This window comes from Devosia sp. Leaf64 (assembly GCF_001421945.1).
In the GTDB taxonomy this organism is placed as follows: Bacteria; Pseudomonadota; Alphaproteobacteria; order Rhizobiales; family Devosiaceae; genus Devosia.
This window is the reverse complement of the sequence record NZ_LMLO01000021.1, coordinates 504853-527612: the sequence shown is the minus strand read 5'-3', so window position 1 is coordinate 527612 and position 22760 is coordinate 504853. Positions and strand designations below refer to the sequence as shown.

Sequence of the window (22760 nt, the reverse complement as noted above, 5' to 3'; positions counted from 1 at the left end):
GCTCAGAGCGTCTCGATGCGGATCAATTGCGGTTCGCCCACGATAAAGCCGTCTGCGGCGATTTGCGCAAGCGCATCGCGCACCGACGATTCCACGGTCTGCTGGGTAATCATTACGACGGTCCGGGCCGGCGTGCCATCGGGCGCTGTGGCTTTAGCCGTCAAGTCTGACCGCTGGATGACGGAATCAATCGAGATCGCCTTTTCGCCCATGCGGGTGGTGATGGCGGCAAGGGCGCCGGGGACATCCTTCGCGCTGAGGCGAATATAGAAGCCGCCTTCATGGGCGCGGGATGGCGCTTCGCGATAGGGGAGCAGTTCGTCGCTCGGGACGCCGAGAGGTGGCACGCGGGTGCCGCGGGCGATGTCGAGGATATCGGAAAGGACCGACGAGGCCGTTGGCGGACCACCGGCGCCAGGGCCGGCGAGAAGGAGTTCGTGGACGTGGTCGGTTTCGAGCGCCACCGCGTTCATGACGCCATCGACGCCGGCAATGGCCGACCCCTTGGGCACGAAGGTTGGGTGGACGCGCTGCTCGATGCCATCGGCGGTGCGCTCGGCAATGCCGAGAAGTTTGATCTTATAGCCGAGGTCGGCGGCGACCTGGATATCGTGCTGGGTGATACGGGAGATGCCTTCGACGCGCATCTTATCGGGGGCGATTTCGTAGCCGAAGCAGAGCGTAGCGAGGATCGAAAGCTTGTGGGCGGTGTCGAACCCTTCGACATCGAAGGTCGGATCTGACTCGGCATAGCCGAGCGCCTGCGCATCCTTGAGGCAATCGGCGAAGGAGATGCCTTCATTGCCCATGCGGGTGAGGATGTAATTGCAGGTGCCGTTCATAATGCCAAAAACCTTGGCGATGCGGGCAGAGCCGAGGCCTTCGCGGAGGGTTTTTATGACCGGGATGCCGCCAGCGACGGCGGCTTCGAAGCCGAGCTGGGCGCCGGATTCTTCGGCCAACTTGGCAAGCGTCACGCCGTGTTTGGCGAGGAGCGCCTTGTTGGCGGTGACGACGGGGCGGCCGATTTCGAGAGCGGATTTGACGGCGGCAAAAGCCGGACCATCTTCGCCGCCGATCAGTTCGACGAAGAGATCGATGCTGTCGGATTTGGCGAGGGCAACCGGATCATCGAACCACTCGATGCCCGAGATATCAATGCCGCGATCGCGAGAGCGGGAGCGCGCGGCGACGGCTGTCACCTGAAGCTGGCGGCCGAGCTTTTTGTTGAGTTCGGCGCCGTCTTTTTGAAGGATGCGGACCAGCGTAGCGCCGACATTGCCGAGACCGGCAACGCCGATGCGGAGGGGCGAGAGCGTTTCGGTTTCGCCGAATTCAGCCATGGCTTTGAGGATGCGCGAGCGCGTTTCGCTGCGCGGTTCGCGGCCATCGCGGAGATCGAAGACGAAGAGCGGATCGCCCGCGACGATGCGGCCGAAACGCGTGGGAGTCCAACCGCGCGCGGAAATGAAAGACTCAACGGATTGGCGGAAAGACTGGATATCGCTCATGGGGCGAGCATGTGCATAGGAAGTCGCCTAGTCGTCAATAGGATAATTGGCGACTAGGCGCTCCAAGCACTTATTGCGCTTTGGCGGCTGTTGCGGCTCGACCGACTTCCTTGGCGACCTCGGGAAAACCCCAGCGTAGCGAGACGGGTGTCACGGCGCCGCTGACAGCCATGGTGATCTCTTCACCGACGAGCTTGGTATAGGCCTCCTTGGCGACGAGCGGCGAGAGCTTTATCAGGTCCATCGCGAAAAATGCATCGGCAGACTGCTGATCGTTGAAGAAGCTGAGGAGCATGTCAGCGGGGATGGTGTCGAAGTTCTCGTAGCTGACGGTATAGGCGATGCCAGTTGGGACGAGATCGGCGTTATTCGGCGCCCTGGAGGGCACGAGGCCGATATCGGCGAAGAGTTGGACGCGGGGATCGCCTTCGAGGCGGACCGAGACTTGGCCGTCATTGCGATTGACGACATTGGCGAACACGGTGCCGGCGGCATCGGGATATTTGTCGAGTTCCGTTTTGAGGAAGGTTTCGGTATCGGCGACGAGTTTTTCGGCGTCGGCGGGACGGCCGAGGGCCTTGCCGGTCATGGTGACAACCTGTTGCCAGCTCGCAAACCAGGGCTTGTCGGGATAGGCGACGACGGGCGCGATGTTGCTCAGAAGCGCGTATTCGTCGGGGGTCAGGCCGGAATAGGGTGCGAGGATCAGGTCGGGCGCCAGGGCAGCGATGGCTTCGATGGGTGGTTCGGTAACGTTGGGCAGGACTGTGGGCATGGCCATGCCATGTTCGGCGAGTGCGGCCTCGGTCCAGGGGAGGAGGCCATCTTCGCCGCCACCATAGGCGAAAAAGGGCATGCCGACCGGCTCAATGCCGAGATCGATGACGACATCCTGCGCGGACCAGCCCCAGGTGACCACGCGCTGTGGCTGGGCTTCGATAGTGGTGGAGCCGAGGGCGTGTTCGATGGTGACGGGGAACGGGTCCTGCGCGAAGGCAGGTGCGGCGAAAAGGGATGCCGCGAGGACGGCGAGGCCAAGCTTGGTCAGCATGGTGGCTCCAGAAATTGGGGTTAGTTCTTGGTGACGGCGTCGGCGGCAGTGCCGAGGATTTCGAGATAGCGTGGCAGTCCCCAGCGGAGGGACAGGATGCTCGGCGGGGAAACGGCCGCGACATTTTCCGTGCCGACGAGAGCGGCGAGGCCACCATTGACGATGGGCGGATAATTGCGCGCCTGGGGCGTTGCAAGCCAGGTGTCGAGGGCGGATTGCTCTTCGAAATAGGTGACAAAGATATCGGCTTCGAGTTGATCGAAGAGTTCGTAGCTGAGGGAAAAGTAGAAGGCGTCATCGCCGGGGGAGAGCGCGGCGACGCTGGGATTGAAGGTCATGCCGAAATCGGTGAGGAATTTCATGCGCGCGTCGAGCGGCGCGTAGACCGCCATCGAGCCGTCGTAGTCATTGGCGCTGGCGAAGGTGACCTCTTTTAGAGCCGGGTATTTGGCGAATTCGGCTTTCACCCAATTGGTGGTTTCGGCGACGAGGGTTGTGGCCTCGTCTTCCTTGCCGAGGGCTTTGCCGACGATCAGTGTCAAGTCCTGCCAGGAGGTGGACCAGGGCGCGCCCGAAAAGGCGATGGTGGGGGCGATGCCGGAGAGGACGGCATATTGCTCTTTGGTGATGCCGGAATAAGCGGCGATGATGAGATCAGGATTGAGGGCGGCGATCTGTTCGATTGGCGGTTCGCTGCCGGCATCAAGGACGGTCGGGGTTTCGGCGCCGGCTTTCGTAAGGGCCTCTTCGACCCATTCGTGGATGCCGTTATCGCCGCCGCCGTAGGACTGGAAGGGCATGCCGACAGGAATTTTGCCGAGCGCGATGACCGCATCTTCATTGCTCCAGCCCCAGGTGACGATGCGCTGGGGTTCGGCTGTGACGGTGGTTTTGCCATAGGCGTGCTCGAGCGTGACCGGGAAAGCCTGGGCGTGAGCGGCGCCGACGGTGGCTAATGCAATGCTGGCCGCGAGCAGGATCGAACGGAAGGACATGGGTCACCCTTTTCGTGGAGGTCACACTCCATACGAAAGGTGATTATCGTTGTCATGTAATTTCTGGACGCTATGCGTCGGTGCGACGGGTCAGGAGCACCATGACTTCGTAGTGGTCGGTTTGGGGGAACATGTCGAAGAGGCGGATGGCAGTGGGCGTGTACGCCGGCATGGCGGCGAGGTCCTTGGCGAGGGTGACCGCGTTGCAGCTTGAATAGATGATGGTTTGGGCGCCGGAGGCTTGCAGGGTTTGGCAGAGTTGATCGCCGAGGCCGCGGCGGGGCGGATTGACGATGATGGCGTCGGGGAGTTCGGCGGCGACGAGGGCGGTGGCGTCGCCGACTGAAAAGGTGACATCGGTGAGGCCGGCTTCGGCGGCGCTGAGGCGGGCAGATTCGACGGCTGGGGCGCTGAGTTCGATGCCGTGGACGCGGCGGCCGGGTGCGGCGATGTGAAGGGCGAAGCCCCCTACCCCGCAATAAAGATCGAGAATGGCGTTGGCGCCGGCTTGGTCGATCCAGTCTCTGGCCTGGAGATAGAGCCCTCTAGCGATTTCGGTATTGGTCTGGAAGAAGCTGGCGGGGCGGAGATGGACGACGGTTGCGCCCAGACGCATGGCGAGCGTTCCGCTGCCGCTCAGCCATATTTCTTCTTCGCCTTCGAGGACAGCCTTGTGTTCGGGGAGAAGGTTGGCGGTGACGACGGCGAGTTGGGGAAGCGCTGTGAGCAGGCTCGGCAGGTGCTTTTGCATGCGGCCGAGCGCTTCGGTCGAGCGCAGCACGAAGCGGAGCATCAGTTCGCCATCGGCGGATTCGGTCAGGAGGACGTGCTTCAACTCGCCGCGGCGGGTGGGGATGTCATAGGGGGTGATGCGGGCGAGGGTGATGAAGGATTTGATGGTGTAGAAGGCGCTACGGAGACCGGGGGTGAGGATGCCGCAGCCGGTGAGATCGACGCCGTGCTGAGTGGCATCGAGAATGCCGAGGGTGGGCGCATCGGCGGTGCCGCCAACGACCATTTTGGCTTTGTTGCGGAAGGCTTCGGGACGGCTGACCATGGGCGGCAGCCATTCGGCTTCGGGCCAGGCGGCGAGAAGGTCGCGAGCGTGGGTGAGTTTGGCGTCGAGTTGGGTGCCGTAGGGCTCGCCCATGCGGGTGCAGGAGCGGCAGACGCCGTGGTCGAAATAGCCGCAGTGCATGATGGCGTTCAGATTTGCCTCCACGCGGCTAGATTTGGAAATGGAGGGACGAATCCACGTCCCTCCAAAACTGCGATACGAGCATTCTATCACCGCGTCATTCCCGCGAACGCGGGAATCTCACTTCCGGTGAAGGGATTCCCGCTTTCGCGGGAATGACGTCGTTATAGGGCCGAGGCCCAGGCCCTAGGTGAAGTCGAGCCTAACTCACTTCGTCGCAGAAGCCATCGGCACGATGTTGCTCTGCTCGCCCTTGCTCCCGAGGAGCTTTTTGATGTTGCGGGCGGCCTGGCGAATGCGCTGTTCGTTTTCGACGAAGGCGAGGCGAATGTATTGATCGCCGTATTCGCCGAAGCCGACGCCGGGAGCGACGCCGACGCCGGTTTCCTGGATGAGGAGCTTGGCGAATTCGAGCGAGCCGAGATGAGCGAACTGGGGCGGGATGGGCGCCCAGGCGAACATCGTTGCCTTCGGCACGGGGATATCCCAGCCGGAGCGACCAAAGCTTTCGACCATGACGTCGCGGCGATGCTTATAGACCTTGCGGACCTCTTCGATGACGTCGTCGGAGCCATTGAGCGCGGCGACAGCGGCGACCTGGATCGGCGTGAAGGCACCATAATCGAGATAGGATTTGACGCGGGCGAGCGCGGCAATCAGGCGTTCGTTGCCGACGGCGAAGCCCACGCGCCAGCCGGGCATGGAATAGGTCTTGGACATTGAGGTGAATTCGACGGTGATGTCGATCGCGCCGGGCACCTGAAGGACCGACGGCGGCGGATTGTCTTCGTCGAAATAGATCTCGGAATAGGCGAGATCGGAGAGGATGAAGATGTCGTGCTGCTTACAATATTTTACGACCTCGGCGTAAAAATCGAGATCGGCGGTGTAAGCGGTCGGGTTGGCCGGGTAGTTGAGAACCAGCGCGATGGGCTTTGGAATCGAGTGGCGGACGCCGCGATCGAGCGCGCGCATGAAATCCTCGCCCGGCTCGGCGGGCATAGAGCGGACGACGCCGCCCGACATGATGAAGCCGAACGAATGGATCGGATAGGTCGGGTTCGGCACCAGCACCACATCGCCCGGGGCGGTGATGGCCGACGCCATATTGGCAAAGCCTTCCTTGGACCCAAGGGTCGCGACGACCTGGGTATCGGGATTGAGTTTTACGCCAAAGCGGCGGCCATAGTAGCTCGCCTGAGCCTTGCGGAGGCCGGGAATGCCGCGGGAGGTGGAGTAGCGGTGCGTGCGCGGGTCCTTCACCGTTTCCTGGAGCTTGGCGACGATATGCTCGGGCGTCGGCATATCTGGATTGCCCATGCCGAGATCGATGACATCGACGCCTTCTGCGCGCGCCTTGGCCTTGATCGGATCGATATGCGCAAAAACGTAGGGCGGCAGGCGGCGGATGCGATGGAAGACTTCGCTCATTTGATTCCTCGGAAGGTCCCTTCAAGGACCTTGGACTGATCGCGACGCGCTGTGCGCTTGACGCTCAAGAGAGGCGCCGATTATCGCGGAATTATGGTTTTGGATGGGTTAAAGCGGCCCTTGCGGGACCAAACGATCTATTCGGCTCCTCCCGGCCACCAGGTGGCCACGCGGGAAGAGCTATCGGGCGCTTGCCGCCGCGGCGACGGGAGTGGCAGCGGCAATAGCAGTCACCTTGCCGGCGAGCGGAGCTCCAACCCATGCAACAGTGAATGGAGACAGCATGTCTCTTGCCCTTCGAAGGTCGTTTTTGTAAAGAATGCAACAATCGACAGGCCGTTCATAATTGCTCCACATGGTCTTGTAAATGCCCGGGGGCACGACAACGTACGGCCTGACGGCGTATGATGAGGTTGAAACTTGAAGCGCATTGCCCTGGTGACGATTGGCACGCAAGGCGACGTACAACCTTACATCGCGCTCTCGCTGGCGCTGCAGGAACGTGGCTATAGCGTCGTCATCGGCGCCAACGAGGACTTTGAAGGCCTCGTGACGGGATATGGAATCGAATTCCATTCGCTGGGCCCTTCGATTCAGGCATTCCTCAAGGAAACCCGCTTCGAAAATGCGATGAACAGCTCGATGCTGATCAATGGCCCATGGTTTCTCAAACAGGGCCAGCAGATCATCGACACGGCGGCGCGGGCTGCCTGGCGCATGTGCCAGGGCACCGATGCGATCATCGTCAATATGAATACGAGCTTCGGCATCGACATTGCCGAGGCGCTGAAAATTCCGGCAATCATGACGGCGCTGCAGCCGCTCAACTCGACGAGCGAATTCCCGCTCTCTATGTACTATGTCGCCGACGATCTCGGCCCGACGCTGAACAAGCTTTCCTACACCGCTGCCACCATGCAGCAGGCCTATATGAACCTGCCGCGCAATCGCCTGCGCCGGGAACTGATGGGGCTTGAGGCGCGCAATATGGGCGGGGTCTTCACCAATACGGACGGCTCTTACCTGACGACTCTTTACGCCTATTCGGCCGCCGTCAGTCCGCGCCCGCGGGATTGGCCGAAGACGGCTTTGGTGACCGGCTACTGGAACCTGCGCGATCGTAGCAATTGGGAGCCGACGCCGGAATTCGAGGCCTTTCTTTCGGCAGGCGAAGCACCGGTCTATATCGGCTTTGGCTCGATGCCGTTTGGGGCTGAGCGCAATACACGCATTCTGAAAGAAGCGGTGGCGCTTTGGGGTGGCCGCGCCGTCGTGGCGCGCGGTTGGGGCGGCATCGATCCGCGCGATCTGCCCGATACGATCTTTCCGATCGAAAAAGCGCCGCACGATCGTCTTTTCCGCTATGTCAGCGCCGTGGTGCATCATGGTGGCGCAGGCACGACTTCGGCGGGCCTGCACCTTGGGCGACCTACGTTCATTGTCCCCCAGGCTATCGACCAACCCTATTGGGGCCGCCGGGTTTATGAACTGGGATGCGGGCCAAAGCCGATCCGGCTGCGCAAACTGACGGCGGAATCGCTGGCCGAGGCGCTCGCTGATCTCAACAGCAACGATTCCTATCGCCGCAATGCAGCTCTCGTGGCGGAGCAATTGCGCAGCGAGGATGGCACCGACAAGGCCATCAAGGTCATCGAGCGGGTGATGGGCAATTTCGTGCCGCGCGCAGCCAAGCTTGCGCGTAAATCGAAGACGAAGGCCAAGAAGCTATCGCTGAAAAAGGCTGTCTGAGCCGAAACCGGCTCAGCTTCCGACGCGGATGTTGCTGACTTCGGCCTCGAGCTTGTCGAGGCGCTCGACCATGGCTTTCTGGCGCGAATTCAGGCGCCCTTCGAAGGCGCGCAGCGAGTGCTGCATATCGGCATCAGTTTCCCGCGGCATATAGGGACGGCTTTCGGCGATGCCGAGAATAATCGTGCCCTTGACGACGAAGACGCCACCGATTCCGGCGAGAACCAGCGTCCACTGTGTCAAATCCGTCTGCCAATGCGTGCTGAGCCAGGCAGTGACTGCGGCACCGGCGGCTGCGGCCGCGCCGATGATGTTGGAAATCATGCCCAGGGTAACGGCGCGACGCCGTCCGTCCCACAAACCAGGTCTTTGAGCCATCATGCAAATCTTCCCATATGCACAGTCGGGTTCAATACCGGCTTGAACGGGCAAGTTGAAGGCTAAATGTGACTGGTTGGTAAAATGAGTGAGAATAGCTGACAACAAAAAGGGGAGGCAGCGCCTCCCCTTTCATATGGTTTATTGCGTCGCTTACTCGGCAGGAACTGCGTCAGCGCCGAGGGCGTCGATGCTTTTGCCGCGGTCGTAGGTCGCCTGATCGAGAATACCCTGGCGCTTGGCAACAATGGTCGGCACAAGGGCCTGGCCAGCGACATTGACCGCAGTGCGGCCCATATCGAGGATCGGGTCGACGGCAAGCAGCAGGCCGACGCCTTCGAGCGGCAGACCGAGGGTCGAAAGGGTCAGGGTCAGCATGACCGTTGCGCCTGTGAGACCAGCCGTGGCTGCGGAGCCGATGACCGAAACGAAGACGATCAGCAGATAATGCTCGATCCCTAGCGAAATGCCGAAGAACTGGGCGACGAAAATGGCCGAGATCGCAGGATAGATGGCGGCGCATCCGTCCATCTTGGTGGTGGCGCCGAGAGGCACGGCGAAGGCGGCGTATTCACGCGGCACGCCGAGATTTTCTTCGGTGATGCGTTCGGTGACTGGCAGGGTGCCGATGGATGAACGCGAGACGAATGCAAGCTGGATGGCCGGCCAGGCGCTCTGGAAATAGCGGATGGGGTTGAGGCCATTGAACTGCAGCAGCACCGGATAGACGACGAACAGAACGAGGGCGAGACCGATATAAATGGCGGCCGAATACCAGCCAAGCTGGGCCAGCGCATCCCAGCCATAGACGGCAACAGCATTGCCGAGGAGGCCGATCGTGCCGATCGGGGTCAGCCGAATGACCCACCACAGGACCTTATGAATCACCTTAAGGAACGAGCGGGTGAAGGCGATGAAGGGATCGGCGGCCGGGCCGACGCGGAGAGCCGCGATGCCGACGACTATCGAGATCACGAGGATCTGCAGCACGTTGAAGCTGAGGCTCGTCGACGCGCTACCATCGGTGACGCGGGTCGAGGCCTGAAGGCCGAGGATATTGGACGGGATCAGGCCCTTGAGGAAATCGAGCCAGGAGCCGGTCGAGGACGGCGCCTTGGCAAGATCGGCGGCGACGCTGGAATTGAGGCCCGGCTGGATAATGAGGCCGAGGGCGATGCCGATGGCGACGGCGATCAGCGCCGTGATGGCGAACCAAAGGAGGGTCTGCCAGACGAGCTTGGCAGCGTTGTTGAGTTCGCGGAGATTGGCGATTGAGGCGACAATCGCGGTGAAAACAAGAACCGGAACCAGCGCACGCAGCAGCGACACGAAGGACGAGCCGATGGTCGCGAGCGTCTGGGTGAGCCAATTGGCATTGCCGGCGGCATCCGGGCCCATGGAGCGAGCGACGAAACCGAGGGCGAGGCCGATGACCATGGCGGCCAGAACCTGGAAGCCGAAATTGGCGTAAAGCGGCTTGGGCGCCTTGGGCGTGCGCGCAGCGGATACGGTGGTGGGAGACATTTTACGACCTTTGCACTGGCAAGGGCCGCTCAAAAAACGGGCGCCCTGCCTATATCTTGCCCACAACTTACGCCCGCGCATGCGCTTACGCAGCGCATGGCGTTCCATTTCCGCCCGCTAGAGAAGAATTTTCTCATTCTGTACAGGGAATTAGGGAATATAAGTTGTCAGACCCGGCGGACAGCCAGACTCACGACGGCTGCGATGATGGGAAGCGCCATGAGTGCGGCCGCGTAAGACAGGGCCAGGATCGCCGGACCGGGATCGGTCCAGGCAATCCAGATGACGACCAGACCGACCAGCGATGTCGCGAGGCCAGTGAGGCGGTGCGCGAGGAGCCAGGCGCGATCAGAGCGGATCGGCCATGGCAGGCTCAGGCCACCGTAGCTGTGGCGCTCGGCGTAAAAGAGGACAAGCCCGATGAAGGTCAGTGCGGCGCCGAGGAGATAGCCTTCGCCGCGGATGATATCGAGATCAGAGCCGATGCCGATGAAGAGAAGGCCGAGCTGGTACACGGCGGGGACGGCGAGGAAAAAGCTGAGGGCGGGATCGAGAATGTGCTGGGTCTTGGCGAAGTGATTTTTAGTGAGCGCGCGACCGAGCAGGAAAAACGCAATGAGGAGCGCGGCCTGTATAGCGGGGGCGACCGACAGCGCGATGCCGCGGGGCCAAAGCCAATCGGCGTTGGAGGCGTGCCAATGGGCCTGGAACAGGAAGTCGGCGGGGATGCGGAACAGGGCGACGGCAGTGATGGAGAGCGTCACCGAGAAGATCAGGAGATGGAAGCGGGTGACGAGGGGCATCGGCGTGGGGTGGTCAGTGGGCTGGAGGATAGATGGGGTGTCGGAGATGGATTGGAATGCATTTGCCTCTGTGTGAGGCGGTATTTTTTGAGCGACATGCTTTGAGCTTGGAGTTGGTGGCGGCGTCACCCCCTCCCATCCTCCCCCATCAAGGGGGAGGTGCGCATCGAGTTTGGGATACGGTCGGCTGGCAATCGCTGAACCACACCTCCCCCTTGATGTGGGAGGATGGGAGGGGGTGATGCATAATCCGACGCCCGCGCAAAAAGAAAGGGCCGGTTTCCCGGCCCTTGCACAAATCGAAAAGTGAAGCTTAGCGCTTCGAGAACTGGAAGGAGCGGCGGGCCTTGGCCTTGCCGTACTTCTTACGTTCGACGACGCGGCTGTCGCGGGTCAGGAAGCCACCCTTCTTGAGGGTTGGGCGCAGGGCTGGCTCGAAGTAGTTCAGCGCCTTGGAGATACCGTGACGAACGGCACCGGCCTGACCCGAAAGACCACCACCGGCAACGGTGACGTTGACGTCGTACTGGTCGAGACGGTCGACAGCAACGATCGGCTGCTTGACGATCAGCTGGAGAACCGGACGCGCAAAGTAAGCGGCGAATTCGCGGCCATTGATCGTGACCTTGCCCTTGCCGGGCTTGATCCAGACACGGGCGACGGCGTTCTTGCGCTTGCCAGTGGCATAGGCGCGGCCGAGGGAATCAAGCTTCTGCACATGAACCGGAGCCGAGGAGGCAGCGGGAGCAGCGGCGGAAGTGCCCAGGGCTTCGAGAGAGTTGATGGTTTCAGCCATATTACTTCACCCGGACGTTCTTGGGGTTCATAGCGCCGACATCGAGCTTGCTCGGGTTCTGCGCTTCATGGGGGTGCTCGCCGCCAGCGTAAACGCGGAGGTTCTTGAGCTGAGCGCGGGTCAGCGGGCCGCCCGGCATCATGCGGCGAACGGCGTTTTCGAGGACGCGGTTCGGGAAACGGCCTTCGAGCAGTTCGCGAGCAGTGCGGTCCTTGATGCCACCGGGGTAGCCGGTATGCCAGTAGAAGCGGTGCTGGTCGAGCTTACGACCGGTCAGCTTCACCTTGTCGGCATTGATGACGATGATATTGTCACCCATGTCCATGTGAGGCGTGAAAGTGGCCTTGTGCTTGCCGCGCAGACGCGAAGCAATGATCGAAGCCAGACGACCCACGACAAGCCCTTCGGCGTCGATGAGGATCCACTGCTTTTCGATCTCGCTCGGTTTTGCCGAGTAAGTGGTCATTGTTGGAATTCCCTAGAAAAAGCTGGGATGCCATGCTCCCAAACGAGGGAAAACGGCATGTTCGGCGGCTCGTTTAGGGGGGATTCTAGCAGGCGTCAATAGGGTTGATTTAGGTCAACGAAATCAACACGTTACGAATGCGGTATCATATTACCGCAAAGTATTGCCCGCTTTTTCAGTGCGATAGGCGAAGAGCGCCTTAAAGAGCGGATAGCAGCTTGCCGCGATGATCGCACCACTCATCATCCACCCGATTGCGCCGCCACCCATGAGCTCCTGGCCAATATAGACGCCTATGACGGAGCCGATGATGGCAAGAACGGTCTACCTGATCCAAGCAGTCACCTTGCGGCTAACTCCTCAGCAAGCCGGACTCACCTGGCCCGGCGCATATCGGCAATATAGCCGAAAATCGAACCGGCGAGCATGAAAGCGAGGCACTGGTGGCCGACTGCGAGCGAGATCGGGACGCTGGTGAGCAGCGTGGCAATGCCGAGGGCAACCTGGAGGAGGACGAGGAAGCCGATGCGCGGCAGCCAGCCATGGACGCCGCCAAAGCCGCCATCCTTGTTCCGGCGCCAGATGAGATAAGCGACATAAGCGGTGATGCCATAGGCGATGCAGCGATGGATGAACTGCACCGTCAGGGCATTTTCGAAGAAATTGCGCCAGGCGGGGTCCATGACCAGGAGGCCTTTGGGGATGATCGCGCCATCCATCAGCGGCCAGGTGTTGTAGCCCATGCCGGCATCAAGACCGGCGACAAAGGCCCCTGCCCCGATCTGAATGATCAGCAGCACGCCGAGGATGACGCCTGTTACCAGATGCCAACGGGTAACGCGGCCAAGCACCCTCCCCGGCTCAAGGCTGCGCGCGACATAGATGAGCGCGACGAAGAGCAGCGAGGCGGCCGTGAGGTGGGCGGCGAGGCGGTATTGGGACACCGAGGTCAGTTCGGATAGGCCCGAGGAGACCATCCACCAGCCGAGCAGGCCCTGGAAGCCGCCGAGAATGAAGAGCGTGAACAGTGGCCAGGCGAGCTGGCGCGACAGACGCTTCTGGACGAGAAAAACCAGGAATGGGACGATGAAGATGAGGCCCAGTGTGCGGGCCAGCAGGCGATGCAGCCATTCCCAGAAGAAAATGTATTTGAAATCGCCCAGCGACATCCAGGAATTGAGCACAGTATATTGTGGGATCTGCTTATAGGCGTCGAATTCGGCCTGCCACTGCGCATCGTTGAGCGGGGGAATGATGCCGGAGATCGGCTTCCAGCTCGTGATCGAGAGCCCCGATTCCGTAAGGCGCGTGATCCCGCCGACGACGACAATCAGCAGGACGAAGCTCGCGAGCGCATAAAGCCAGATGCGGACGGGCCGCAGGAGGTCGCTGGCGTAGCTGATCTGGCCCGGTGCGGCATTGTGCTGGGTGGTCACGGTAATATTCCGGTATCGATGGGGCTGGCGGAGTGGTAATCCCCGCTTCGCTCCGTCGCAACAGTCCAGATGCCGCACATGACCCAACGTTCTCGCAAATTGATCGGCGCTTTCCTCTGCGTGATCTCCATTTTCGTCTGGGCGTGCATCGCGACCTCGATCTATTTGATGTTTCCCGAGGGGCTGCCGGGGCTGGTGTTGATCGTCTATTTCATCGTCGCGGGGATGGGCTGGGTGTTTCCGGCGATGTGGATCATTCGCTGGATGGCGCGGCCGGATGAGCGGGGGCTTTAAGGCCCCCTCACCCGGCGCTGCGCGCCGACCTCTCCCCCAGAGGAAGAGGTGAAGACATTCACATTCAGCCCGTCAGCTTGCCGATGGCGGTGAAGAGGCCGCCGCTGGCGAAGATGTCGACGTAACGACGTGATTGGAAATAGCCGTTGAGGGAGACGCGCGGCAGGGCTGTGGGGGTCTGCACATGGTGCGGGTAGAGGCCACCGGGGCGGGTGGTGACGGCGGTTTTGAAGCCGAGGTCGCGGACCATGTCGAACTCGCGCGAACCACAGGAGAGTGGGCCGCCGAGAGGATAGGAAAAGTGCTGTGGGCGTAGGCCGAACTGGGCTTCGATGACGTCGACGGACTGGGAGATTTCCTGGCGTGCGTCATCGGCGGAGAGTTTTGCCAATTCGTAATGGTGCACCGTGTGGGCGCCTATGGTGCAGAGCGGATCGCCGGCGAATAGCCGGAGCTCCTGCCAGGTCATGATCAGATCGCGGCACTGTTTTTCGAGATCGTAGCCGTAGTTTCTGCAGAACTCCGCGAGGAGGGCGCGGCGGGCGGCCTCGGGCATTTTGCGCATATGCCAATAGAGGCGCGAGAAGGCGTCCTTTTTCTTCGCCGTGGTCGAGGTGTCGACATATTCGACGTCGCCATTTTCGGTGAAGGCGACGGCTTCCTGGCGCGCAATGATGTCTTCGATCGCCTGCCACCAGATTTCGCCAACGCCATCGGCAAAGGCCGTGGGCACGTAGAGCGTGAATGGCGCTTCGTGGCCGCTGAGTATCGGCAGGGCATATTGGAGATTGTCGCGATAGGCATCGTCGAAGGTGAGGACGACGAAGGGGCGCGGCTTTTGAGGCGCGGCGAGGCGCTCCATGGCTTCATCGAGCGTAACGATGTCTATGCCCAGATCGCGAAGGCGCTCGATGGTGTAGTCGAGAAAGTCCGGCTCGATCTGGAGGATCGCATTCGGGGAGAAGGACGGGGGCGATTCAGGCAGGACGCGATGGAGCGTAAAAATGACGCCTCGGGACTTCGACAGCGCCCGCGAAAGCGATGGCAAGCGCGAGAGCCAGATCAGCTCGAAGGCGGCACGGATGGCGGCGTATTTCATTAGATCTCGCTCAGCGGATCAGGCTGCAACGGCATCGTCCACGGCGGAAATCTCGACCCGCGGCAGGCCAGCATCGATAAGCTGACGGCGGACGCTATCGGCTGAATCGATATCTTCGTCCTCGGCTGTGACCAGGACCACTCGACCGCCGAGATCGGCGAAGATGGGAAGTGTCGAGCGGCCGCCGACCTTGCCCGTGAGGACGAGAACGACTTCGTAGATATCGCCTAGGGCTTCGACCAGTGTCGATGGCTTGGTGGAGCTGCGCTCGATCGTTTCGCCCTGCCCCCAGGCAACTTCCGCATAGCTTTGGTCGGTAGATTTTTGCACGACATCGCCGAAGCCAGCGCGATTGAGGCTGAGATCGGAGAGGCCGGGGTTCTCGCCGACATAGCCGCTGCCGGCATCGATAAGGACGACGCTCAATCCCTTGCCAAGCGCGTCGGCGACGAGGGCGTCAGCCATGCGACGGCCGGGCTCGGCGCTGCCGTGATCGGCGAGCAGGAGCAGATGGGTCTTGCCGAGGACGAGGTCGGCCGCAAGATCGGAATAGCGGACGATGCCCGTGACCTGTTGGGTCTTGGGGCGCATGGTCGCGACTTCAGCAGCTTCTTCTTCGGACGATGTCGCGACGGCTGCACGGGCCGCTTCGCGCTCGGCGCGGCGTTCGGCGAGATCACGGAGAAGATTGCGGGCATTGGCGGAGGCGACAGCGGTTTGGTCGACCGGCTCGGGCTCGGCGACCGACGCAGCTTCATGGTCATTTTCCGCCGCGGCCTCGTCATAGGCGACCCCGGTTTGGACCGGTTCCTCGACAGGCTCAGGCGGAGCTGCGGCGCGGATAGGTTGCGTCACGACAGGGACCGGCTGCTGGGCAGCGGCGTAATAGGGCTCGATCGGGCGCAGCGCGCGGCCCGACATCAGCTCGCCAAAAACCACGGCGCCAAACTGGACTGAGAAGGTGACAATACCAATGCCGGCGAGAATGAGCGCGGTCTTGGGAAAGGCGGGGATGACCGAAGGCACCGCCTCCGTCACGACGCGGACGTCGGGCAGCGTCGAATTGGAGTCGACGCGCGATGAGGCTTCATTATAGCGCAGCAGGTAGGACTCGAGCAGATCGCGCTGGGCCTTGGCTTCGCGCTGCAGGCTATCGAGCGCGACAGTGTCCTGGGTTGCGGTCGACGCAGTCTGCTTGAACCGGGCAAGATCGGACTGCATGGACGCTTCGAGATCGGCCTCGACCTGGGCTTCGGCTTCGAGCGCCGCAGCGACGCGGTAGCCCTCCTGGTTGATGCGGGTATCGAGCTCGGCGATCTGCGCATTGAGCGCGCGTACCGTGGGGTGGTTGGAAAGCAGCGTTGCTGAAAGCTGGGCGAGCTGGCCCTGGAGCCGCGCTTTTTCCTGGCTCAGCTGCTGGATGACGGTCGAATTTCTCGCGTCAGCAATGCTCTCGATCGGCTGGCCACGCTCGAGCAGGCCACGGATAACAGCGGCGCGCGATTGCGCCGTGTTCTTGCGCTCCTGGGCAGAGGTGATCTGGGTGGTCAGCGTCGAGAGTTGCTGATCGAGTAGGGTGGTGTTGTTGGTACCGACGAAGAGGTCATTGTCGACGCGGTACTGGGCGACCTTGGATTCAGCGTCGCGCACGGCAATGCGCAGACGGTCGATTTCCTGATTGAGCCATTCCGAGGCCTCGGCGGTATCAGCCAGCGAAAGCTGGGCACGGCGGGCGACGTGAGCGGCAGCGACGGCATTGGCAATGTCGGCGGCCAGTTGCGGATCGGTCGAGCGCACGAGAATGGAGATGATGCGGGAATCGCGCTCCTGAATGACCGTCATACGATCATAAAGCGTGGTCATGACGCGCTCGTCGACGCTGACTGGTGTCGAGCTGCGGCCGATAAGCTGCATGATGACGCCAAGCGGCGAGAAGCCTGACTGACTGCCGTTGAATTCTGGTTTGGAGCGCAAATCGAGTTTGTCGATGACGCCAAGCAGGGTATCGCGCGATTTGATGAGTTCGATCTGGCTCGAGACGACGCTGGCATCGCCGGCCGTGCTCGACGGCGCCTGTTCGTTGGCGGCGCGCGCATAAACATTGGAGCGCGGTTCGACGAGAATAGATGCCGAGGATTCATAGAGCCGCGGCATCATCATCAAGACAAGAAAGGCCGCTGCCAAGACCAGCAAAGTTATGATGATGATGCGCGGCAGTCGCCGGCCGACGGCGGAAAAGACAGCAGCTACATCAATTCGCGCATCGCGCATCGTCGGGGCGTATTCGCTCACGGCAAATCCTCATCATCCGCCGCACTATCGGTGTTCGCTATCAAAATTCAGTTAATCGCAGGATCACATTCGAATTGCCCCGCAAGGACATAAGGGAAATCTTAACCATAAACGGGAAGACTGAGGGTCAATTCAAACGCGCGGATTCACCATGCGCTGGCTTCCCATACTCGCCGTCACATTGATGCTCCCCCTTGCTGCGTGCGCTACGACGCGGCCGGCCAGCTATTTCGTAGAGCCCTCCGGGCCCTATACGCTCGACACGGGCGATCTCGTACGGGTGACCGTCTACGGCGATCAGGAGCTGAGCAACAGCTACCGCGTCGGCGACAACGGCACGATATCCTTCCCGCTTGTGGGACAGGTGCAGGTGCGTGGACAGACCACTTCAGTCGCCGCCAACCGGCTCGCCGGGGCGCTGGCCAATGGCTATCTGCGCAATCCCAATGTAGCGGTGGAAGTGGCGCAATATCGCCCCTTCTTCATCCAGGGCGCTGTGCGGACATCGGGCCAGTTCGCCTATGTGCCGAACATGACGGTGCGCGCTGCGATCAGCACGGCCGGAGGCTATGGCGAAACGGCAAACCGCAATAATGTCACCGTCTATCGCCGCCAGGGCAATGAAATGGTGCGCGGTGACGTCGATCTCGACTTCCCGATCTATCCCGGTGACACTGTCGTCGTTTCCGAACGCTGGTTCTAACTCGATGACGAGGCCGCTGCGCATATTGCAGGTGATGCGCGCGCCTGTCGGCGGACTTTTTCGCCATGTGGCCGACCTCACCCGCATGCTCAATGCGCGCGGGCATAGCGTCGGGCTGATCGTCGATGCGCTCGCAAGCGATGCGCAGACGACGGCGCGTCTCGAAGCGCTGCGCGACCATGCGACGCTTGGCATTCATGCGATGCCTATGCCACGCGTGCTGGGCAAAGGCGATTTGACGGCGCCTTTTGCAGTGCGGCGGATCGCTCAGCGAGTTTCTGCCGATATTCTCCACGGGCACGGCGCCAAGGGCGGGCTTTATGCACGGCTGGCGCATTTGGGACGCAAGCTGCCAGCGGCGGTCTATACGCCGCATGGCGGGGTTCTGCACTTTTCGGCGCGCTCGCGGAGCGGGCAGGTGTTTCACTGGCTGGAGCGAAAGCTGCTGAACCAGACTGGCGCCATCGTCTTCGAAAGCCAATTTGCGCGCGACACCTATAGCCGGTTGATCGCGCCGCCCAGTTGCCGGACCGAGATCATCTATAATGGGCTCGATCGCGCTGAATTCGAGCCCGTTGCGAAGGTTGGCGATCCGGCTGATTTTGTGTTTGTTGGCGAGTTGCGCGAACTCAAGGGCATTTTCCCGCTTGTCGATGCGCTAAAGCAGTTGAAGCGGACAGACGGAAGGCCGGTGACGCTGGTGATGGCCGGTGATGGGCCACAGCGCGATGAGCTTGAAGCGTGTATTGCAGCACTCTCGTTGAAGGATCAGGTTCGACTGGTCGGATCGCAACCTGCGCGCAGTGTCTTTGCCATGGGCAATTATGCCGTAATCCCCTCCCTGGCGGAGTCCTTGCCCTATGTGGTGCTGGAGGCGACGGCTGCTGGACTTCCGGTGGTGACGACGCGGGTTGGCGGCATCCCGGAAATCTTTGCCGGCACTACAGAGACATTGGGTGAGCCGGGGAATGCAGACGCTCTGGCCGTGTCGATGCAGCGGATGCTCGATGAGCCGGGGGCTGCAATGGCTGAGCTTGCCACCCGGCGGCGGCGCGTCGAGACCGAATTTTCGCTCGACACCATGGCGACGCGCATCGAGGCGCTCTATCGCGATATCCTCTACAAAGCCTGAGCTTTCGTTTCATCGAGTATAAACCCCTTGGCCCCATGATGCAGCCGGGAGTAGGTGAGTACCGGTAGCATCATGTTTCGTGTCGATCCAAAGCAGGCCATCGCGGACCATGCCGCGCGCAAGCCCGAGGGGGATGGCGCGACGCTGTCGGCCGCTGCCGTCGAAATCGCGGCGCGCCCTGTCGAACGCACCTATTCCGGCACCGTTATCGTCGGCGTGGCGCAGGTCGCCGAAGCGCTGCTGCTGATTATTCTCGGCTACGGCATTCACGCGGTCTATGTGCCATCGGGACAGGAGGGCTTTTACCTCTCCGTTGTCGTCGGCACGTGCCTCGCGACCAATATCGGGCTCAACCTGATCCGCGCGCATCGCATCACCACCTATCGCCGCGTGGTCGGGCAGTTCGGCCAGGTATTGGCGGTGTGGCTTTGCGTGATGGCGGTGATGACCGCTGCCATCTTCTTTTTCAAGGCGGGGGACATGCTCTCCCGCGTCTGGCTGCTGACCTGGTTCATATCGGGCGCAGTGGTGCTCATCGCCTATCGGCTCATGCTGCGTTTTCTCGTCCTGCGCTGGACAGATCTCGGACGGTTGAAGCGCCGGGCCGTAATCGTCGGCGGTGGACGTGATGCGGAAATTCTCATCGAGCAGATTCAGAACGGCGCGGACAAAGACATTGAGCTGCTGGGGCTGTTTGACGATCGCTATGACTCGCGGTCGCCGGAATCGGTGGCGGGGCTGAGCAAGCTTGGCCGGGTGTCGACGCTGATCGATTTTGCGCGACTGACCCCGGTCGATCTCGTGATCGTGTCGATGCCGCTTTCGGCGGAAAAGCGCGTGCTTGATATGCTGACCCAGCTTTGGGTGCTGCCGGTGGACATCCGTCTCTCGGCTCACATGAGCAAGCTCAAGTTCACTGACCGGGCCTATTCCTATGTCGGTGGCGTGCCCGTGCTCGACATGGCCGATCGGCCGATCTCGGACTGGAATCTCGTTTTCAAGTGGGTGTTCGACAAAATCGTCGCAATCACGGCGCTGCTGTTGCTCTCGCCGGTAATGATCGTCGCCGCCATCGCCATCAAGCTCGAGAGCAAGGGGCCGGTCTTCTTTGTGCAGAACCGGCACGGCTTTAACAACCAGCTGATCCGCATCTACAAATTCCGCTCGATGCGGACCGACATGCTCGATGCCGGTGCCGCCAAGCTCGTGACCAAGAACGATCCGCGCGTGACACGCGTTGGCAAGTTCATCCGCAAGACCTCGATCGATGAATTGCCGCAGCTTTTCAACGTGTTGAAGGGTGAGCTTTCGGTAGTGGGCCCCCGCCCCCATGCGCTTCAGGCCAAGGCCGATAACCAGCTCTATTATGAGGCCGTCGAGGGTTATTTCGCGCGGCATCGCGTCAAGCCCGGGATGACCGGCTGGGCGCAGATCCACGGCTGGCGCGGGGAAACCGACACGATCGACAAGATCATGCAGCGCGTGAACCATGATCTCTATTATATCGAGAACTGGAGCCTCTTGCTCGATCTCTACATCGTCTTGATGACGCCGGTTTCGCTCATCGCCAAGAACGAGAATGCGTATTGAGTGTCTCTGGCACATTTGACCCAGGCCTTGTGAGGCCTAGTGTCTCGGGCCGGGATTATGTGCGGCAGCGCGCCGAGAAACTGCTCGATGTTGTCGTCGCCCTTTGGATCTTTGCCGGCGGCATCGTCATCATCGAGCCATCGCCCTACGAGGTGATGTTCCTGCTGGTATTGCCCGTGGCGGTCATGGCCGGGCTTGGGCTCTACCGATCAACGTTCGGGCTCCTCGCCATCATTCTGGGCTTCATACCCTTCGCCCTGATCGCGGCCATCCAGGTTCGGATAACGCCGATATCGGAAGCGATCATCTTCACGGCCGTGACCATCTTCCTGATGATCACGAGCTATTTCCTCGCAAATTATCTCGCCGAAGCGACCGAGCGGCGCATGCGCGTGATCATGCGCGCCTATACCTGGATTGCCGTGATCCTCGCGCTGGTCGGCACTCTCGCCTATCTCCGGGTTATGCCGGGCGGCAGCTTTTTCCTGATCTATGATCGCGCCAAGGCGACGTTCAAGGATCCCAACGTTTTCGCGCCGTTTCTCGTCCTGCCGGCGATGTTTGCGCTGCAGCGCATTCTCCTCGGGCGCGGCTGGCAGGTGATCCTCGCCTGCGCGGCCTATTTCATTCTGTTTCTGGGGGTCTTCGTCAGCTTCTCGCGTGGCGGCTGGGGGCATTTTGCGGCCTCGTCGCTGATCACGCTGGTGCTGGTCTTTCTGTTCGAAGCCAATGCGCGAGACAAGGTGCGCATTTTGCTGATGAGCCTGATCGGCGCGGGCCTTCTCGTCGTGGCGCTGGGCGGTTTGCTCTCGGTGCCGGCCGTAAGCAAATTCTTCGAGATGCGCGCCTCGGCCCAGCACTATGACGAGGGGGAGACCGGGCGCTTTGGCCGACAGGGATATGCGTTCGAGCTGGCGCTCGATCATCCATGGGGTATTGGGCCGGCAGAGTTCCGCCACCTGCGTGTCCGAGAAGAACCGCACAATGTTTATGTAACGGTGCTGCACGTCTATGGCTGGGGCGGCGGGCTCTTTTACTACCTGATGATCCTGCTGACCCTCTGGAAGGGCTTTGGGACGATCATGCGCCCCTCACCCTATCGGCTGATGGCCATTCCGGTCTTTGCGACATTCACCATGGTGGTCGCGGAATCAGCGATCATCGATTCCGATCACTGGCGGCATTTCTTCTTGCTGATCGGGCTCACCTGGGGCCTATCGAGCGCCATCAACAATGAGCGGCGTACGACAGCAAGCCGCGAGCGAATGCTGATCTGAAGATCAGCGTCGCATCACGCGCGGATTTTGGTGAAATGGTCGGAGCGACAGGATTTGAACCTGCGACCCTTTGTCCCCCAGACAAATGCGCTACCAAGCTGCGCTACGCCCCGACTGCGCGGAGACATAGAGAAACCGGGGTTTGGGTGCAACCCTCAATTTGGAGGGTTGTGTGAGCAAAGTGCAGATTTTTGCGCCACCCGATCTGAGCTGGCGCAGATGCTGGCGGTGAAACCCCGAGATTTTGAAGGGGTTTCACGCCTTTTTCCAAGGGCTTCAGGTGGTCAAGCCGGGTTGATCGGATTGAGTTTCCGCCAAGCTTGGTATTCGTCCTCGGCGTCGGGATGCAATGGATAGTACCGCTGTAGCGGTTCGCCCTGCATCAGCTTCATGCGCGAAAATTCTTCCCATTCAGCGTGCTTCTTGCCGTCTTCGATGACATGCTCAGCCATCGAGACCGGCACAACGACGGCGCCATCGTCATCGGCAACGATGATATCGCCCGGGACGACCGTGACGCCACCGCAGGCAATGGTGACGTTGACGGCATTGGGGAAGATGTCGGTCTGGACGTGATAGTTCGGCGACCACCCCTTGAGCCAAAGCGAGAGATCGAGCTTTTCGACATTGGGGCGATCGCGCATCACCCCATCAATGATCATGCCGGCGCCGCCGCGACCCTTGAAATAGGTGGACATCATGTCCCCGAAAATGCCCGAGCGCATGTCGCCGCGCGCATCGACCACGACCACGTCGCCATCCTGAACATGATAGAGCACATGCCGGTGGAGCTGGATTTCGGGATTGGCGTATTCGCCTTCGCTGAAGAGGTCTGGACGCTGTGGGAGGCACTGGAGGGTAAGCGCCGGGCCGCAGATCGACTTGCCCTTGGTCTGGGGCAGGATGCCGGTCATGTGCGGGTTCTTGAACCCCATGTGGCCGAGGGTGCCGGCAATGGTGGCGGCGCCGAGATTTTTGAGGCCCTCGATGAGGTGCTTGGACGGACGCGTGATGTCGTGTGTCTCGATCATGGTT

The 22760-nt window shown here is 61.2% G+C and carries 20 protein-coding genes and 1 tRNA gene; 6 read left to right on the top strand and 15 right to left on the bottom strand.

Annotation, left to right across the window (positions count from 1 at the left end):
• Positions 1–2 precede the first annotated feature (2 nt).
• The 5 genes from ASE94_RS15435 to ASE94_RS15415 form a co-directional block, all read right to left on the bottom strand.
• A complete protein-coding gene (locus ASE94_RS15435) occupies positions 3–1343 on the bottom strand; it encodes a homoserine dehydrogenase (RefSeq protein WP_062631369.1) in 1341 nt (446 codons plus the stop codon).
• A gap of 238 nt (positions 1344–1581) precedes the next feature.
• Complete coding sequence (locus tag ASE94_RS15430; RefSeq protein WP_062631134.1) at positions 1582–2562, bottom strand: ABC transporter substrate-binding protein; 981 nt, start codon at positions 2560–2562, stop codon at positions 1582–1584.
• A gap of 20 nt (positions 2563–2582) precedes the next feature.
• A complete protein-coding gene (locus tag ASE94_RS15425) occupies positions 2583–3557 on the bottom strand; it encodes an iron-siderophore ABC transporter substrate-binding protein (RefSeq protein WP_062631133.1) in 975 nt (324 codons plus the stop codon).
• 70 nt (positions 3558–3627) lie between these two features.
• Positions 3628–4779: a methyltransferase domain-containing protein gene (locus ASE94_RS15420; RefSeq protein WP_200913661.1), complete on the bottom strand. Its 1152-nt coding sequence runs from the start codon at positions 4777–4779 to the stop codon at positions 3628–3630.
• 183 nt (positions 4780–4962) lie between these two features.
• Positions 4963–6186, bottom strand: a complete 1224-nt coding sequence (locus ASE94_RS15415) for an LL-diaminopimelate aminotransferase (RefSeq protein ID WP_062631132.1) — start codon at positions 6184–6186, stop codon at positions 4963–4965.
• Between the two features lie 420 nt (positions 6187–6606).
• Between ASE94_RS15415 and ASE94_RS15410 the strand changes: the two genes are divergently transcribed.
• Entirely contained in the window at positions 6607–7935 is a 1329-nt protein-coding gene (locus ASE94_RS15410; RefSeq protein WP_062631131.1) for a glycosyltransferase, read from the top strand.
• A gap of 12 nt (positions 7936–7947) precedes the next feature.
• On the opposite strand, the gene ASE94_RS15405 is transcribed toward ASE94_RS15410, so the two are convergent.
• From ASE94_RS15405 to ASE94_RS15380, 6 genes are all read right to left on the bottom strand, one after another.
• Positions 7948–8316: a hypothetical protein gene (locus tag ASE94_RS15405; protein WP_156352174.1), complete on the bottom strand. Its 369-nt coding sequence runs from the start codon at positions 8314–8316 to the stop codon at positions 7948–7950.
• Positions 8317–8466: 150 nt separating this feature from the next.
• Positions 8467–9837 carry a dicarboxylate/amino acid:cation symporter gene (locus ASE94_RS15400; protein ID WP_062631129.1) on the bottom strand — a complete coding sequence of 457 codons (1371 nt, stop codon included), beginning with the start codon at positions 9835–9837 and terminating at the stop codon, positions 8467–8469.
• A 167-nt stretch (positions 9838–10004) separates the two neighbouring features.
• A complete protein-coding gene (locus tag ASE94_RS15395; RefSeq protein WP_062631128.1) occupies positions 10005–10640 on the bottom strand; it encodes a hypothetical protein in 636 nt (211 codons plus the stop codon).
• Positions 10641–10953: 313 nt separating this feature from the next.
• Positions 10954–11436, bottom strand: a complete 483-nt coding sequence (gene rpsI / locus ASE94_RS15390; protein WP_061906984.1) for a 30S ribosomal protein S9 — start codon at positions 11434–11436, stop codon at positions 10954–10956.
• 1 nt (position 11437) lies between these two features.
• Positions 11438–11902, bottom strand: coding sequence for a 50S ribosomal protein L13 (gene rplM / locus ASE94_RS15385; protein WP_061906985.1), 465 nt, complete (start codon positions 11900–11902; stop codon positions 11438–11440).
• A 374-nt stretch (positions 11903–12276) separates the two neighbouring features.
• Entirely contained in the window at positions 12277–13338 is a 1062-nt protein-coding gene (locus ASE94_RS15380) for a COX15/CtaA family protein (RefSeq protein ID WP_062631127.1), read from the bottom strand.
• Between the two features lie 78 nt (positions 13339–13416).
• On the opposite strand from ASE94_RS15380, the gene ASE94_RS15375 reads away from it, so the two are divergent.
• Complete coding sequence (locus ASE94_RS15375) at positions 13417–13632, top strand: DUF2842 domain-containing protein (RefSeq protein ID WP_162236107.1); 216 nt, start codon at positions 13417–13419, stop codon at positions 13630–13632.
• Between the two features lie 64 nt (positions 13633–13696).
• Here the strand turns inward: ASE94_RS15375 and ASE94_RS15370 are convergent, their stop codons facing one another.
• Positions 13697–14731, bottom strand: a complete 1035-nt coding sequence (locus ASE94_RS15370; protein ID WP_062631125.1) for a polysaccharide deacetylase family protein — start codon at positions 14729–14731, stop codon at positions 13697–13699.
• 18 nt (positions 14732–14749) lie between these two features.
• Positions 14750–17023, bottom strand: coding sequence for a GumC family protein (locus ASE94_RS15365; RefSeq protein WP_156352173.1), 2274 nt, complete (start codon positions 17021–17023; stop codon positions 14750–14752).
• A 151-nt stretch (positions 17024–17174) separates the two neighbouring features.
• On the opposite strand from ASE94_RS15365, the gene ASE94_RS15360 reads away from it, so the two are divergent.
• Genes ASE94_RS15360 through ASE94_RS15345 form a run of 4 tightly spaced genes read left to right on the top strand, consistent with a single transcriptional unit; the run spans position 17175 to position 21725 of the window.
• The gene (locus ASE94_RS15360) at positions 17175–17726 is read left to right on the top strand and encodes a polysaccharide biosynthesis/export family protein (protein WP_062631123.1); all 552 of its coding nucleotides are present in this window, start codon (positions 17175–17177) and stop codon (positions 17724–17726) included.
• Between the two features lie 4 nt (positions 17727–17730).
• Positions 17731–18858 carry a glycosyltransferase family 4 protein gene (locus tag ASE94_RS15355; protein ID WP_062631122.1) on the top strand — a complete coding sequence of 376 codons (1128 nt, stop codon included), beginning with the start codon at positions 17731–17733 and terminating at the stop codon, positions 18856–18858.
• A 54-nt stretch (positions 18859–18912) separates the two neighbouring features.
• Complete coding sequence (locus ASE94_RS15350) at positions 18913–20448, top strand: undecaprenyl-phosphate glucose phosphotransferase (RefSeq protein ID WP_244484055.1); 1536 nt, start codon at positions 18913–18915, stop codon at positions 20446–20448.
• A gap of 59 nt (positions 20449–20507) precedes the next feature.
• A complete protein-coding gene (locus ASE94_RS15345; RefSeq protein ID WP_062631120.1) occupies positions 20508–21725 on the top strand; it encodes an O-antigen ligase family protein in 1218 nt (405 codons plus the stop codon).
• Positions 21726–21761: 36 nt separating this feature from the next.
• On the opposite strand, the gene ASE94_RS15340 is transcribed toward ASE94_RS15345, so the two are convergent.
• A tRNA-Pro gene (locus ASE94_RS15340) sits at positions 21762–21838 on the bottom strand.
• Between the two features lie 171 nt (positions 21839–22009).
• Positions 22010–22756, bottom strand: a complete 747-nt coding sequence (locus tag ASE94_RS15335; protein ID WP_062631119.1) for a ribonuclease activity regulator RraA — start codon at positions 22754–22756, stop codon at positions 22010–22012.
• Positions 22757–22760: the final 4 nt, after the last annotated feature.